Origin of the sequence: Candidatus Njordibacter sp. Uisw_039, assembly GCF_047730075.1 — a bacterium.
Classification (GTDB): Bacteria; Pseudomonadota; Gammaproteobacteria; order Pseudomonadales; family Balneatricaceae; genus Njordibacter.
Window position 1 is genome coordinate 2,923,744 of sequence record NZ_CP159831.1, and the last position, 14,399, is coordinate 2,938,142.

A 14,399-nucleotide genomic window follows, 5' to 3' on the forward strand; every position below is an offset into this window, starting at 1 on the left:
CCCATCAGTTCAACTAATAATGCAGCAGCTACAGCGAACCACAACGTAGCTGTATGGGGGTAAAACGTCCACCATTTAATGCACGGCAGTAATTGTTTCAGCGGCCATAACGTCCTGCTCTAGCAGAACATAACAGTCCACCTTGTCAAAAGCATAATGGCCGTTACAGAAATGGCAATCAATAATGATAGCTTCCTGCTCCTCCAAAATTTCGTCAACTGCTAGCCTGCCTAACCCTACAATAGCTGCTCCACAGCGCTCTCGACTGCAATCACACTGCTGCAAAACTGGTCGCGGGGTAAACACTTTCACTTGTTGGTCGTGGAATAGCCGGTGCAGAACCTGGTTCGCAGGTAATTGAGCAAGCTCATGCTCCGTAAGGGTAGATGCCAAGGCATGGATAAGCTCCCAATCTAAGTCAGCCTGACTTTCATCGGACATGGTTTGGGGCAACCGTTGCAACATAAATCCAGCAGCACCATCATCAGTACTGACCAGTTGAATATGGGTAGGTAATTGTTCTGATTGGTAAAAATAGCTTTCGATGCACTCGGAGAATGTGGCCTGATCAACCATCACAATACCCTGATACCGCTGACCTTGGTCTGGCTCAATGGTTATAATCAAACGACCATCAGCCACCATCTCGGCTAAGCTGGCATGGGAACCAATAGTGTCATCAACTTGTGCCATGCCTTTCACCCTAAACGGCTGTTCAGGATCATCACTGAGCTGCCGGCACTCTGCCATCACCCATTTAAGTGGTCCAGCACCACGGATTTGTACACTTAGATGCCCTCGCAGTTTAAGGTTTGCGCTCAGCAAGCACGCAACAATAAGCATTTCAGCTAGCAACCTAGCCACAGGGGCAGGGTAGTCTTGCTGCTCTAATAAGGCCTTTACACCTTGATCGAGCCGCAAGTGAACGCCCCGTATGTCCATGTCGGTGAACATGAAGCCTTGCATTGTGTCATTGGTCATGGGAAGAAGAAGTCTTGGATGATAGATACCCTTTAATTGTAAACTACAACTGCTGCTGCTCAAAGCGCTGCTGGTCTCTGCGCTGTTTTTTAGTGGGCTTGCCGTCGGAAATGGATGTTTGGCCCATAGCCTTACGACCCGCTGCTAGGTCTGAACGGGCTTTTTCACTGGTGGCCGTTTCGCTGTACAAAAGAGCAGCCTCCGGCGCACCTCCTCGGCTTCCAGAAATAGCTTGCACCACAATCGTTTTTTCGTCAAAGCCTTGGCGTATGGCTATTTCTGCTTGTACTTCAACCACACGGCTACACTTAGCTTTAGCGCCCTGATAATGCACCTTGCCACCCTCAATCGCTTGTTTGGCAAGGGCTCGCGTTCGGTAAAATCGCGCAGCCCATAACCACTTGTCGAGCCGAATCTTGTCATCAGTGGTGTTGTCGCCTTTGTTGCCCATGTTACATTCCTATTAATTTACAAACCCATGACATAAACTGCCTGCTCTATGGGTTTAATTATGCTAAGGTCAGGCGCATATTTTTTGTTGTACCAAATTGAGACCTTTGCACAATACGAGCGCCAAGTTAAATGGCCAAAATAACCCTGCTTTTCGTTGAAAACCTTGGCAATAGCTAGCTATTATCTGCGGTTCTCGCCTCAATCAGACTCATTTTATCCCATTTTTCTTTTTTGTCGCCGTATTGTATAAAGGTCTCATATCATTATATAGGACTCCCCATGAGCGAAGTAAAGCACTGTAAGCTACTAATTTTAGGTTCTGGCCCCGCTGGCTACACCGCCGCTGTATACGCCGCACGCGCAAACCTTAACCCAGTGTTAATTACAGGCATGGAAATGGGTGGTCAGTTAACTACCACCACAGACGTGGATAACTGGCCTGGAGACGTAGAAGGCTTGCAAGGGCCTGCCTTAATGGAGCGTATGAAAGCCCATGCAGAACGTTTTGAAACTGAAATAATTTTTGACCATATTGATTCTGTAAATTTGAACCAACGCCCATTCCAACTATCGGGCCAAGGCACACAATACACGTGTGATGCCTTAATCATTTGTACTGGAGCAAGTGCTCGCTATCTAGGTTTAGACAGTGAGACCGCGTTCCAAGGCAGAGGCGTATCAGCCTGCGCTACCTGTGATGGTTTCTTTTACCGCAACAAAAAAGTCGCTGTCATCGGTGGTGGTAATACCGCCGTTGAAGAAGCGCTTTATCTTAGCAATATTGCTTCTGAAGTAACCGTTGTTCACCGCCGTGACAAATTCCGCAGTGAAAAGATTCTAGCAGACCGCCTAATGGATAAGGTAGAAAACGGTAACGTGAATGTGGAATGGCATTACAATCTTGATGAAGTATTAGGTGACGATATGGGTGTTACAGGCATGCGCATTAAGAGCAGTGAAAATGCCAGCACTAAAGACCTAGACGTGGACGGTGTGTTTATCGCCATTGGCCACGTACCTAATACCGGCCTGTTTGAAGGCCAGTTAGACATGGCAGGTGGTTACATTAAGGTACAAAGTGGCACCCAAGGTAATGCCACCCAAACCAGCGTTGAAGGCGTGTTTGCCGCTGGTGACGTGATGGACCATATTTACCGTCAGGCGATTACTTCTGCAGGTACCGGCTGTATGGCTGCCCTAGATGCTGAGCGTTACCTAGACGAACAGTAGTTTTTTGTCACAAAAAAACTAGAACTAGCCGTTACATTAACTGTACAATGGCGGCCATCACCCTTTGGCTCTAAAGCCTTTTTAGAGCCATAATCTTAAATACAATAACTTAAATGAGAGGCGTACTATGGACTTATTAGGATTTCTATTCCGATGGTCACACGTTTTATTCGGCATTACCTGGATCGGCATGCTGTACTACTTCAACTTTGTTCAGGGCGGCTACTTTAAGCAAGCCAGCGCTGAAGGTTTAGCAGATGCTAAAGCTAAGCTAGCTCCAAGTGCTTTGTGGTGGTTCCGTTGGGGCGCCATGGGTACTTTCCTAACTGGCGTCATCATGCTGTTCACTGTACCTTCTGCAGTAAGCAACTACATCTGGATCGGTTCTTTGTTCGGTACTTTAATGTTTTTAAACGTATGGATGATTATCTGGCCTAACCAGAAAATTGCCCTAGGCATGGCTGAAGGCGATGGCCCTGCAGCTGGCGCTAAGGCATTGCTGGCTTCACGCCACAACGTTTTATTCTCTGCACCAATGGTATTCTGTATGCTGGCGTCTGGACACGGTGGCATGGGTGGCTGGGCAGCGGTAAATTGGAGTGCGACTTCAATGATCGCTATGCTGATAATCATTGCTGCTCTGCAAGCTAACGCCATGTTTGGTAAGCAGGGTCCGCTGACCACTGTTAAGGGCGTAATACACGGTTCTTTAGGACTGACTGCGGTAATGGTATTGGTATTTAACTTCGTATAAACGCTGGCTAAATAGCAGACATAAAAAACCCCAGCGTGCTGGGGTTTTTTAATGGTGATACCACCAAATTTGAAGTGCCCATCCTAGGCACGAGTACATCCTGTAGACTCCATGTCCTTCCTTGTCGGCCTAAATAGCAAGCTATTAAACTAACAACGTTCCTTGAGGGCTTAACATACGCCAATGGTGTTTCGATAAATATAGGAAAAATTCTGAATTTTGCCCCTTTTTGGTATTATTTTAGCTTTATTCGGTCAAAACCCAGAAGCATTACCTTTATTGACCTATCTTGATCAATTCTACTTCAAAAATTAGCGCGTCATTTGGTCCAATCAACTGTCCAGCACCTTGGGTGCCGTAAGCTAAATCTGGGTGGATGAAGAATTTATACTTAGATCCAATACGCATTAACTGAACGCCTTCAGTCCAACCGGCTATGACACCATTCAATGGAAATTGTGTTGGTTCACCACGCTCTACAGAGCTGTCAAATACGCTTCCATCCATAGTGGTGCCATGGTAATGCACCGTTACCGTGTCTTTAGCAGCAGGCATTGCACCTTCACCTTCCGACAAAACTTGGTACTGTAAGCCGCTGTCAGTCACTACAACACCTTCTTTTTTAGCATTTTCAGCCAAGTAAGCTTCACTATTTTTTAACGCACCTTCAAATTTTGAAGTTGCCACTTTACGCTGATAGTCCTTTACTGCGGTCACCGCTTGCTGCTCGTTTACCAAGGTCTTTTGGCCAAGATAAGCGGCATTAAAACCTTCCACAAATGCTTCTAAGTTAAGGTTGTCAAAGTCGTTAGCGAGCTGTCCAGCAACCAGTGTGCCCAAGCTATAACTTACATTTTGTTCTGCATTGTTTAGATCAATTTCTGCAGCAGCAGAGGTGGCGGCAAGGCCAATGGCACTAGTAACGGCCAAACGGCTAATTAAAGTTTTCATAGTATTCCTTAGTGATAGTGCTAAACGTTATCATTCAGCGCGTTGCATAGGATATATAAGACTCAAACCCGAAGCAAAAGTATTTCCACTTGTTTACATTTGATTGCATTTGTTTATTTATGTTTAGGCTTATGGCTAGGTAAGCCTGTGGTATCATCCGCGGCCATGATTAAATTTGACGACATCACACTCCAGCGCGGTGGCCAGCCTCTTATTGAGGGGGCCAACCTGACTCTTGATTCTGGCCAGAGATATGGTTTAGTAGGGCGTAATGGGGCTGGCAAAACCACCTTATTTAAGTTATTGCTAGGTCAACTGCAACTGGATGCAGGCCAACTCACATGGCCACCTGCTATGCGTATGGCCCATATGGCGCAAGAAATAGGCGATGTTAATCGCTCTACTCTAGAGCATGTGTTAGATGGGGATCTGTCCCTAAGGGCTGCTGAGGCCGCCATTGCTGCCGCCGAGGCCAAGCATGATGAAGCGGCCCTAAGCCACGTTTATGCCGATTATGATCACGTAGGTGGTTACAGTGCGGTTAACCGCGCGCAACAATTATTACAAGGGTTAGGCTTCCCAGAACAAGACTGGAGCCAGCCCGTAGGTAATTTTTCTGGTGGTTGGCGTGTGCGCTTGAATCTGGCTCAAGCCCTTATGTGCCCGTCAGACTTGTTACTATTAGATGAACCTACTAACCATTTAGACCTTGATGCCACCATGTGGCTTGAATCATGGTTACAAAAATATCCTGGAACTTTGTTTTTGGTCTCTCACGACCGCGACTTTTTGGACCAAGTGGTGCAGGTTATTGTGCATTTGGATCGCAAGAAACTAACCTCTTATCGTGGTAACTACGCTGCTTTTGAGCGACAAAAGGCTGAGCGCATGGCCCAACACCAAGTCATGTATTCCAAACAGCAAACCGAAATTGCTCACATCGAAAGTTTTATCCGGCGTTTTAAAGCTAAAGCTAGTAAGGCCAAACAAGCTCAAGGCCGCGTAAAAGCCCTAGAGCGTATGGAGAAAATTGCGCCCGCCTATGCTGATTCACCCTTTACCTTTCGTTTTCCAGAATTTGACAAGACCAGTTCTACCTTAATTGACCTTGATCGAGTCAGCATTGGCTATGACAAGCCCATTGTCAGCGCCAATATTACCTTACTGCATGATTCACGCTACGCCTTACTCGGCCCTAACGGTGCTGGTAAATCGAGCTTGATCAAAACCTTGGTTGGCGACCTTGCGCCTTTGTCAGGCCAAATTGTGCCCGGTGAACACCTCAAAGTTGGTTACTTTGCTCAACACCAGCTTGAGGCGTTAGATATAGGGGCCAGTGGTCTATTGCACCTACAACGTTTAAAGCCTAAAGCGAGTGAACAAGAACTGCGCAATTTTTTAGGTAGTTTTGGATGGCAAGGTGAGCGCGTATTTGAGCCAGTAAAACACTTTTCTGGTGGTGAAAAAGTACGTTTAGCCTTGGCTATGATTGCCCTTCAAAAACCTAACTTACTGCTGTTAGATGAACCCACTAACCACTTAGATCTAGAAGCACGTCATGCCCTAACCATGGCACTCCAAGCCTATCAAGGTGCCATCGTGGTCATTTCTCACGACCGCCACTTGTTACGCCAAGTAGTGGATAACTATTGGATAGTGGCCGATGGAAAAGTTAAAGAATTTGAGGGTGACTTGCAAGATTATCAAATGCAGGTTCAGGCATTGGCTCAAGCTCAAGCCCAGGCTAAAATGAAAGAAAGACAAGAGATAATACGCTCAGATCCAAGCAAAACTAATCACTCTGAAGCTGAGGCCTTAACGCCTGCAGAGCGGAAAGAACAAAAACGTCAGCAAGCAGAAAAACGTAAACAACTAAGCCCGTTAAAGAAGGCCATTGCCAAGCACGAAAAAGACATTGACTTGTGGCAAGCCAAACTAGACCTGCTAGAAGCGGAGCTTGCTCAACCTAGCTTGTACGATGCGGAAAATAAGGCCAAACTAAAAGACTTATTAGCCCAGCAAGCCCATGCCAGCGAACAGCATGAATATAACGAAGAGCTTTGGCTTGAAAAAAACGACCAACTTGAGTCCATGGTAATGTAATAACAGAAACTGACTCTTTGCGAGCGAAGTGACGCAATGACGAAACATGAGATCTAGACAACTTAATACTAAAGGCGCAACTATGAGCTTTCAACCAAGCCAACGTCAGTTCCCCAATAGCCGTATGCGACGTATGCGATACAATGATTTTTCCCGCCGCTTAATGCGCGAAAACCAACTCACTGCCGATGACTTGATTTATCCCATGTTCGTCATTGAAGGCCACAACCAGCATCAACCTATTGCCTCTATGCCTGGTGTTGAGCGCCTGAGTATCGATTTGTTAGTAGCTGAGGCAAAGCAGCTGGTGGCCTTGGGTATTCCCGCCATTGCACTGTTTCCAGTGACCCCAGACTCGGTTAAATCTTTAATGGCAGAACAGGCTTATAGCCCAGATGGCTTAGCTCAACGTGCAGTAAGGGCGGTAAAGGACGCCTGCCCAGAACTCGGTGTCATTACCGATGTCGCGTTAGACCCGTTCACCACCCACGGTCAAGATGGCATCATTAACGATGATGGCTACGTGCTTAACGACATTACTGTAGACATCCTTATTCAGCAAGCCCTGTCCCATGCCGAAGCCGGTGCAGATGTAGTGGCACCGTCTGATATGATGGACGGTCGCATAGGCTCTATTCGTAGTGCTTTAGAGGCAGAAAACTACCACAATACCGGTATTATGGCTTATGCAGCTAAGTATGCCTCTGCTTATTATGGCCCGTTCCGTGATGCTGTTGGCTCCGCTGGCAACTTAGGTAAGGGCAATAAATTTGGCTACCAGATGGATCCTGCTAATAGTGACGAAGCTTTGCACGAAGTCGCTATGGACCTTGTTGAAGGTGCTGACATGGTAATGGTAAAACCCGGCATGCCTTATTTAGATATCGTCAGCCGCGTTAAGCGTGAGCTACAAGTGCCTACTTTTGCCTATCAAGTCAGCGGTGAATACGCCATGCATATGGCGGCCTTCCAAAACGGCTGGTTGGATAAGGACAGTGTTATGATGGAATCCTTGTTGGGCTTTAAGCGTGCTGGTGCGGATGGCATTCTCACCTACTTTGCCAAAGATGCGGCTATACTGCTGCAATCTAATTCACGTTCATAAATTCGAGACAGCAACATGGCCAAAGCCAAGACAGCCTATGTTTGTAATGAATGTGGCTCTGACTACAGCAAATGGCAGGGCCAATGCACTGATTGTGGCGCTTGGAACAGTCTACAGGAAATTCGTTTAGCCCCTGCTGGGGGCCATGTAAACGCAAGCACTCGGGTAAGCGCTGCTAAGGGGTACGCGGGTGTTGCTTCTCAACTGCAGGATCTAAGTGACGTTGATGTGGCTAGCATGCCTCGCCTCAGTACTGGTATCGGTGAACTGGACCGAGTACTAGGTGGTGGTTTGGTCACAGGTTCTGCCATCCTCTTTGGCGGGTATCCTGGTGCTGGTAAAAGCACCTTGTTGTTACAGCTCATGTGCAGATTGGCCCAACACATGCCAGCCTTATACATAACAGGCGAAGAATCCTTACAGCAGGTTGCCTTAAGGGCGCAGCGCTTGGAATTGCCCACCAGCAATTTAAAAATGCTCACTGAGACCGACGTCGAGACTATCTTAGCCACCTGTGCTCAATTACAGCCCAGGGTCATTGTGGTTGATTCCATACAAGTTATGCAATTAGCAGATATTAGTTCCGCTCCCGGCAGTGTGTCCCAAGTAAGAGAGTGCGCTGCGGCCCTAACTCGTTATGCAAAACAATCTGACGCAATCCTGCTATTGGTAGGCCACGTTACAAAGGATGGCAGCATTGCTGGCCCCAAGGTGCTCGAGCACATGATCGATTGCTCGTTGCAACTAGAGGGAGACAACGACAGCCGTTATCGCACCCTAAGGAGCCATAAGAACCGTTTTGGTGCAGTAAATGAACTGGGTGTGTTTGCGATGATGGAAAATGGCCTTAAAGAAGTTAAGAACCCCAGCTCCATCTTCCTTTCCCGCAGTGACACCAGTGCCGCAGGTAGTTTGGTGATGGTGATATGGGAAGGGACACGGCCACTGCTGGTTGAATTACAAGCCCTAGTCGATGACAGCCACATGAACAACCCCCGCCGTGTAGCCGTAGGTTTAGATCAGAATCGCCTGACCATGTTGCTCGCCGTATTACATCGTCATGGTGGCTTACACACCGGTGATCAAGATGTTTTTGTTAACGTTGTAGGTGGTGTAAGGGTGTCTGAAACTGGCGCTGATTTAGCCATGTTATTAGCCATCGTTTCCAGTTTAAGAGATCAGGCGCTGGATCAAAACTTAGTTGTGTTTGGTGAGGTAGGGCTTTCTGGTGAGATTCGTCCTGTTCCTAGTGGCCAGGAACGTATTCGAGAAGCAGCTAAACACGGGTTTAAGCGGGCCATAGTGCCCATTGCCAACGTTCCAAAAGCTAATCTGTCTAAAGCAAAAGGTGGCAGCAGCCTAGATGGTATGGAAGTCATTGGTGTTAGAACACTGCAGGAAGCTTTAGAGGCATTATAGCTCTTAAAATCCTGCGCTATAGCATAGCAATAATAATAAAAAAGGGCCTATTTCATGCCTGCTAAGCCAGATATCATCACCACCAACGGCCACGTCCGCCTCATCAATACTGGAGACGTTGCCGAGCTAGCCGATTACTATTTGCGTAATCGCACTCATTTCTCGCCATGGGAGCCTGTTCGTGGCAGAGATTTCTATAGGCACGAAACTATGCTTAACCGCATCCTGGAAGCCGAAGGGGCTTTTCACGCCGATAAACAGGTTAAGTTAGGCGTCTTTTGCCCGCAGGATCAGCGCATGATCGCCAGTGTCGATTTCTCACAAATTGTTCGTGGCCCTTTGCAAGCCTGTTTTGTAGGTTATTCCATTGATGCCCAATACCAAGGCCAAGGTTTGATGCAAGAATTCATGCCACCTTGCCTAGGATATATGTTCAACCAATGTAACATCCACCGCGTTATGGCCACCTATATGATGTCCAACCAACGCAGTGCGGTTTTGCTAGAGCGACTTGGGTTTGAAAAGGAAGGCTACGCTAAATCATACTTGAACATTGCAGGCACTTGGGAAGACCATATACTCACGGCTTTAGTGAACCCAAGTCATTAACCGCTGCCCTATGACATCCATGTCACCGCGGCATACCGTACATCCTGGACATCGCCGCTCTATGACATCCATGTCACCGCGGCATACCGTACATCCTGTACATCGCCGCTCTATGACATCCATGTCACCGCGGCATACCGTACATCCTGTACATAAAAAAACCGGCGTCTATTGCTAGAGGCCGGTTTTATAAAGCAGAACCAATTACTTGATCTTGGCTTCTTTGTACATTACGTGCTTGCGGACTTTTGGATCGTACTTCTTTAATTCCATTTTGTCAGGCATGGTACGTTTGTTCTTAGTAGTGGTGTAGAAGTGACCAGTACCGGCGCTGGAAACCAGCTTAATCTTATCGCGCATGAGTCTTCTCCTTAAACCTTTGTGCCATTGGCACGTACATCAACTAGAACGGAATCAATGCCTTTCTTGTCGACAATACGCATGCCCTTGGAAGATACCCGAAGGCGAACGAATTTGTTCTCGCTTTCCACCCAAAAACGATGCCAATGCAAGTTTGGTAAAAAACGACGACGTGTTCTGTTGTGTGCGTGAGACACATTATTACCAGCGACAGGGCGCTTTCCGGTAATCATACATACTCTGGACATTTTAGCTTCCTCAAATTTAGTATTGAACTTAACATAGTGTTTAGTTCTCAGGCGGAGCAGCCCTCCAGAGGGCCATTATCCGTACCAGCCGTATAACCACCTGAATTCTGGAGGTGGAAATATGGAGGCGGGACTTTAGCAGATTAGATGGGTATTGGCAAGGAGAATGAGGGCTCACATTAAGCCCCTGTCGGCAAACGACACCCACTCACTGCGTCCCACTACAAAATGATCCAAGATGCGGATATCAACAAGTGCGAGAGCATCCGCCAAGGCCTGTGTAATGAGTCTATCACTGGCACTGGGCTCTGCCACCCCAGACGGGTGATTGTGAGCCAATATTACTGCCGCTGCATTTTTGGTTAAAGCCAGTTTAACCACTTCACGGGGGTACACATTGGCGCTATCTATGGTGCCTTGAAACAACTCTACAAACTCTAACAATCGGTGTTGCTTGTCGAGCAATAACAAGCAAAAGACTTCCCTTGCATACTGCCCTATCTGACATTGTAAGTAAGTACCCACTTTTTTACTTGTGTTTAGATCTATGCATTCTTTGAGCTGCGCTTTTTGAAGCCTTAAACCCAACTCCAATACCGCTTGTAACTGCACATATTTAGCGGGCCCAATACCTTTTTGCAAACAAAAATCTTCTGCACTTGCAGCTAATAGCTGATGTAAGCTTCCAAAGCGAGACAGCAGTTGGCGCGCCACATCCACTGCCGATAATCCCACACTGCCAGTACGTAAAAAGATGGCCACCAGTTCTGCATCAGTCAAGTGTTTGGGCCCTAGGTCTAGCAGCCGCTCCCTTGGCCTTTCTGACATGGGCCATTGTGAAATCGCCATTGCATCCATGCTCCTAATCCATTAGGTTAAAGCTAAAGCATAGCAGCCCATAGCTAATTCACCACCATGACCCAACTTACAGATACCCACGATAACGCCAATGACGGTTTACAAACGTTATTTAAGAACTTGCCCGGCATGGCCTACCGCTGTCTTAACCTGCCCCATTGGCCCATGAGCTTTGTCAGCGAAGGTTGTGAAGCCTTGTGTGGTTATCGAAGCCAAGAATTAGAAATGCAATCTATTTTGTGGGGTGACTTTACCCACCGCCATGATGTAGCAGAAGTTGACAGACAGGTGCGTGCAGCTGCTGATTTTGACCAGCCTTTTGAGGTGGAATACCGCATAGTGCCGCGCACTGGTCCCCATAAGTGGGTATGGGAAAGGGGGCGAGTAGTGGGCAGGCTCGATGATGGCACGGCGATTATTGAAGGCTTTATCACTGATATTACCAGCCTGCGCCATGCAGAGCGCATGGTCAATGAACAACGCGAGCAACTGGCGCACGTAGAACGCCTTAACACCCTTGGGGAAATGACTGCTGCTATTGCCCATGAACTCAACCAACCATTAACAGCCATCGCCATATACAGCAAGTCAGCAAAGCTGTTAGCCCAGCAAGGCCAGCAAGAAAAGTTATTGGACGTAATGGACAAAATGGCTCAACAATCCCACCGCGCTGGGGCAGTGATTGAGCGCATGCAAGCCATGAGCTACCAATCTAGCCATCAACAGGATCAGGTGAATCCAACGGATTTATTAAAAGAAATTAAAGATTTGGCAGAAATTGAAGCACAGGTTAGGCACTTCACCATTGACTTAAAAATCCCCCAGCACTTGCCACTAATTTCCTGTGATCCGATTCAAATTCAACAGGTTATTCTTAATCTATTACGTAATGGCATGCAGGCTATGCAAACCAACCAATGTTCGTCTGGCAGCGCCATTGAACTGCGAGCAGTAATCGATCAACAGCAGCTGTGGATAAAGGTAACCGATCAAGGCACCGGCATCGAAGACAGCATGGCTGATAAATTATTTTTAGCCTTTGCTTCGAATAAGCACACGGGCAAAGCTGTGGGCATGGGCTTGGGCCTAACCATCGGCAAAGCCATCATTGAAGCGCATGGTGGCCGATTGAATTACCGCAATTTAACGCCAGCTGGCGCAGAATTTTTCTTCAACTTAGCCATCGCTCCACAGGTACAAGCATGAGCCAATCGGTGTTCATTGTAGATGATGACCCTGCCGTGCGTGACTCCATAAGCTTGTGGCTGTCCTGCCATAGCTATCACACCCTTTGTTTTGCAGACGCTGTGCAGTTTATACAACAATTCACCACCGACTTGAACGGCTGCATTATTGCGGATATTCGTATGCCAGGCATGGATGGCTTGGAACTGCAGGCCCATCTCAATGACATGGGTTGCCAACTACCATTGATATTCATTACTGGCCATGGCACCGTGCCTATGGCCGTTGAAGCCATGCGTAATGGCGCACTAGACTACCTGCGTAAGCCGGTGAATGAGCGACAGTTATTACATAAGGTAGCCGAAGCTTTTGCCGCTGATCAAGCTAATAGTCAGAGGCGCCAGCTAGCGCTTGAACATCAAACCCAGTTTAATAGTCTCACTAGCAGAGAACAACAGGTTGTAGCTCTAGTTGTGGACGGCCTCGCCAACAAAGTGATTGCCTCTGATCTTGGTATTAGTGAGAGAACTGTTGAGGTACATCGTGCTAGTGTGATGCTTAAACTCGGGGTTAAAACATTGGCACAGCTTGTTAAAAGTTACTTTAAGATCTCCAAGTAGGGGCCTGTAAGCCTCTTTTCAGCGTTGGTGACAACTGCAAAGGTGGCTCGCTGTTGGCGATGGGCAAGACTACGGGTTTTCCACAATATTTAATCGCCCCTGTTTAAGCTAGTCTGTCAGTACTCAAATAAAAACTTGCCATAGATCAATTAACGAGGTGTTCCATGAGTAAAAAACGTGTTGCCATTATCGGCGCAGGGCCAAGCGGCTTGGCCCAATTACGAGCATTCCAATCTGCCCAAGCCAAGGGTGCAGAAATTCCAGAAATCGTGTGTTTTGAAAAGCAGGAAAACTGGGGCGGATTGTGGAATTACACCTGGCGCACGGGTGTAGACCAATATGGTGAACCTGTTCATGGCAGTATGTACCGCTACCTTTGGTCTAACGGCCCTAAGGAAGGCTTGGAGTTTGCCGACTACTCTTTCGACGAACACTTTGGCCGTGAAATCGCCTCATACCCTCCTCGTGCGGTATTGTTCGACTATATAGAAGGCCGTGTTAAAAAGGCTGACGTACGCAAGTACATTCGTTTTTCTAATGTTATACGTAACGTTGCTTACAACGACAGCTCAGACACCTTCACCGTTACGGCGGAAGACTTACCGAACAACAAACAGTATCAAGAAGAATTTGACTACGTTATTGTATCCAGTGGCCACTTTTCTACCCCCAACGTACCTGAGTATCCTGGTTTCAATCATTTTGGTGGCCGCATCATGCACGCTCACGACTTCCGGGACGCATTAGAATTCAAAGACAAGGACGTGTTAATTTTGGGCACCTCTTATTCGGCAGAAGACATCGGCTCTCAATGTTGGAAGTATGGCGCCAAAACCATTACCGTGGCCCACCGCACCGCACCAATGGGTTATAACTGGCCAGACAACTGGCAAGAAGTTCCCGCATTGGAGCGGGTAGACGAAAATACAGCTTACTTTATTGATGGTACACAAAAACAAATTGATGCCATCATCCTGTGCACGGGTTACATTCACCACTTCCCGTTTATGGAAGAGTCTCTCAAGCTTAAGACCAATAATCGACTTTATCCCGTAGATTTGTACAACGGCGTGGTATGGCAGCATAACCCTAAACTGCTTTATCTTGGCATGCAGGACCAGTGGTACACCTTTAACATGTTCGATGCTCAAGCTTGGTATGCAAGGGATGTCGTTATGGGTCGTGTGGCTTTGCCAACACAACCAGAAATGCAGCAAGACATTGATGACTGGCGGGCCCAAGAAGACGCTGGTGCCGATGACTATGAGGCCATTGCTTTTCAAGGCCGTTACACCATGGAGTTAATGGCAAAAACCGACTATCCCGCTATCGACTTAGAAGACTGTAACCAAGCCTTCTATCAGTGGAAGAAGCACAAAAAACTAGACATCATGGCCTTCCGTGACCACGGTTATAAGTCTGCATTGACCGGTAAAATAGCGCCAGCCCACCACACTCCATGGCAGGATGCACTCGACGACTCCCTAGAATGCTATTTAGGCAAGGGTGAAGGTAAGGGTTAG

At 47.4% G+C, this 14,399-nt stretch carries 15 protein-coding genes; 9 read left to right on the plus strand and 6 right to left on the minus strand.

Annotation, left to right across the window (positions count from 1 at the left end):
- Positions 1–75 precede the first annotated feature (75 nt).
- On the minus strand, positions 76–981 hold the full coding sequence (gene hslO, locus ABXT70_RS13970; RefSeq protein ID WP_443641075.1) for an Hsp33 family molecular chaperone HslO: 906 nt from the start codon (positions 979–981) through the stop codon (positions 76–78).
- 43 nt (positions 982–1,024) lie between these two features.
- Positions 1,025–1,432, minus strand: a complete 408-nt coding sequence (locus ABXT70_RS13975) for an RNA-binding S4 domain-containing protein (protein WP_443641076.1) — start codon at positions 1,430–1,432, stop codon at positions 1,025–1,027.
- 281 nt (positions 1,433–1,713) lie between these two features.
- Between ABXT70_RS13975 and trxB the strand changes: the two genes are divergently transcribed.
- On the plus strand, positions 1,714–2,664 hold the full coding sequence (gene trxB, locus ABXT70_RS13980) for a thioredoxin-disulfide reductase (RefSeq protein WP_443641077.1): 951 nt from the start codon (positions 1,714–1,716) through the stop codon (positions 2,662–2,664).
- 127 nt (positions 2,665–2,791) lie between these two features.
- A complete protein-coding gene (locus ABXT70_RS13985) occupies positions 2,792–3,418 on the plus strand; it encodes a urate hydroxylase PuuD (protein WP_443641078.1) in 627 nt (208 codons plus the stop codon).
- Positions 3,419–3,694: 276 nt separating this feature from the next.
- Here the strand turns inward: ABXT70_RS13985 and ABXT70_RS13990 are convergent, their stop codons facing one another.
- Positions 3,695–4,369, minus strand: coding sequence for an FKBP-type peptidyl-prolyl cis-trans isomerase (locus ABXT70_RS13990; RefSeq protein ID WP_443641079.1), 675 nt, complete (start codon positions 4,367–4,369; stop codon positions 3,695–3,697).
- A gap of 147 nt (positions 4,370–4,516) precedes the next feature.
- On the opposite strand from ABXT70_RS13990, the gene ABXT70_RS13995 reads away from it, so the two are divergent.
- The 4 genes from ABXT70_RS13995 to ABXT70_RS14010 all read left to right on the plus strand — a co-directional run bounded on the left by ABXT70_RS13995 (position 4,517) and on the right by ABXT70_RS14010 (position 9,605).
- A complete protein-coding gene (locus tag ABXT70_RS13995; protein WP_443641080.1) occupies positions 4,517–6,472 on the plus strand; it encodes an ABC-F family ATP-binding cassette domain-containing protein in 1,956 nt (651 codons plus the stop codon).
- 82 nt (positions 6,473–6,554) lie between these two features.
- A complete protein-coding gene (gene hemB, locus ABXT70_RS14000) occupies positions 6,555–7,577 on the plus strand; it encodes a porphobilinogen synthase (protein ID WP_443641081.1) in 1,023 nt (340 codons plus the stop codon).
- Positions 7,578–7,592: 15 nt separating this feature from the next.
- Positions 7,593–8,996: a DNA repair protein RadA gene (gene radA / locus ABXT70_RS14005; RefSeq protein ID WP_443641082.1), complete on the plus strand. Its 1,404-nt coding sequence runs from the start codon at positions 7,593–7,595 to the stop codon at positions 8,994–8,996.
- 54 nt (positions 8,997–9,050) lie between these two features.
- On the plus strand, positions 9,051–9,605 hold the full coding sequence (locus ABXT70_RS14010) for a GNAT family N-acetyltransferase (RefSeq protein WP_443641083.1): 555 nt from the start codon (positions 9,051–9,053) through the stop codon (positions 9,603–9,605).
- Between the two features lie 204 nt (positions 9,606–9,809).
- Here ABXT70_RS14010 and rpmG read toward each other — a convergent pair whose 3' ends face one another.
- The 3 genes from rpmG to radC form a co-directional block, all read right to left on the minus strand.
- Positions 9,810–9,965, minus strand: a complete 156-nt coding sequence (gene rpmG, locus ABXT70_RS14015) for a 50S ribosomal protein L33 (protein ID WP_443636801.1) — start codon at positions 9,963–9,965, stop codon at positions 9,810–9,812.
- An 11-nt stretch (positions 9,966–9,976) separates the two neighbouring features.
- Complete coding sequence (gene rpmB / locus ABXT70_RS14020; protein ID WP_443641084.1) at positions 9,977–10,213, minus strand: 50S ribosomal protein L28; 237 nt, start codon at positions 10,211–10,213, stop codon at positions 9,977–9,979.
- Positions 10,214–10,387: 174 nt separating this feature from the next.
- On the minus strand, positions 10,388–11,062 hold the full coding sequence (gene radC / locus ABXT70_RS14025) for a RadC family protein (protein WP_443641085.1): 675 nt from the start codon (positions 11,060–11,062) through the stop codon (positions 10,388–10,390).
- A 66-nt stretch (positions 11,063–11,128) separates the two neighbouring features.
- Here radC and ABXT70_RS14030 point away from each other — a divergent pair, with 66 nt between their 5' ends.
- The 3 genes from ABXT70_RS14030 to ABXT70_RS14040 all read left to right on the plus strand — a co-directional run bounded on the left by ABXT70_RS14030 (position 11,129) and on the right by ABXT70_RS14040 (position 14,399).
- The gene (locus ABXT70_RS14030; protein ID WP_443641086.1) at positions 11,129–12,277 is read left to right on the plus strand and encodes an ATP-binding protein; all 1,149 of its coding nucleotides are present in this window, start codon (positions 11,129–11,131) and stop codon (positions 12,275–12,277) included.
- Positions 12,274–12,876, plus strand: coding sequence for a response regulator transcription factor (locus tag ABXT70_RS14035; protein ID WP_443641087.1), 603 nt, complete (start codon positions 12,274–12,276; stop codon positions 12,874–12,876). The genes ABXT70_RS14030 and ABXT70_RS14035 overlap by 4 nt, the downstream gene beginning before the upstream one ends.
- A 164-nt stretch (positions 12,877–13,040) precedes the next feature.
- Positions 13,041–14,399: an NAD(P)-binding domain-containing protein gene (locus tag ABXT70_RS14040; RefSeq protein ID WP_443641088.1), complete on the plus strand. Its 1,359-nt coding sequence runs from the start codon at positions 13,041–13,043 to the stop codon at positions 14,397–14,399.

What these genes read in the sequence shown, in the direction of transcription:
- ABXT70_RS14030 (WP_443641086.1), top strand. Translation starts at nt 11,129, where the DNA reads ATGACCCAACTTACAGATACCCACGATAACGCCAATGACGGTTTACAA.
- rpmG (WP_443636801.1), bottom strand. Translation starts at nt 9,965, where the DNA reads ATGCGCGATAAGATTAAGCTGGTTTCCAGCGCCGGTACTGGTCACTTC.
- hemB (WP_443641081.1), top strand. Translation starts at nt 6,555, where the DNA reads ATGAGCTTTCAACCAAGCCAACGTCAGTTCCCCAATAGCCGTATGCGA.
- hslO (WP_443641075.1), bottom strand. Translation starts at nt 981, where the DNA reads ATGACCAATGACACAATGCAAGGCTTCATGTTCACCGACATGGACATA.
- radA (WP_443641082.1), top strand. Translation starts at nt 7,593, where the DNA reads ATGGCCAAAGCCAAGACAGCCTATGTTTGTAATGAATGTGGCTCTGAC.
- ABXT70_RS13990 (WP_443641079.1), bottom strand. Translation starts at nt 4,369, where the DNA reads ATGAAAACTTTAATTAGCCGTTTGGCCGTTACTAGTGCCATTGGCCTT.
- ABXT70_RS14010 (WP_443641083.1), top strand. Translation starts at nt 9,051, where the DNA reads ATGCCTGCTAAGCCAGATATCATCACCACCAACGGCCACGTCCGCCTC.
- trxB (WP_443641077.1), top strand. Translation starts at nt 1,714, where the DNA reads ATGAGCGAAGTAAAGCACTGTAAGCTACTAATTTTAGGTTCTGGCCCC.
- rpmB (WP_443641084.1), bottom strand. Translation starts at nt 10,213, where the DNA reads ATGTCCAGAGTATGTATGATTACCGGAAAGCGCCCTGTCGCTGGTAAT.
- ABXT70_RS14040 (WP_443641088.1), top strand. Translation starts at nt 13,041, where the DNA reads ATGAGTAAAAAACGTGTTGCCATTATCGGCGCAGGGCCAAGCGGCTTG.
- ABXT70_RS13985 (WP_443641078.1), top strand. Translation starts at nt 2,792, where the DNA reads ATGGACTTATTAGGATTTCTATTCCGATGGTCACACGTTTTATTCGGC.
- ABXT70_RS14035 (WP_443641087.1), top strand. Translation starts at nt 12,274, where the DNA reads ATGAGCCAATCGGTGTTCATTGTAGATGATGACCCTGCCGTGCGTGAC.
- ABXT70_RS13975 (WP_443641076.1), bottom strand. Translation starts at nt 1,432, where the DNA reads ATGGGCAACAAAGGCGACAACACCACTGATGACAAGATTCGGCTCGAC.
- radC (WP_443641085.1), bottom strand. Translation starts at nt 11,062, where the DNA reads ATGGCGATTTCACAATGGCCCATGTCAGAAAGGCCAAGGGAGCGGCTG.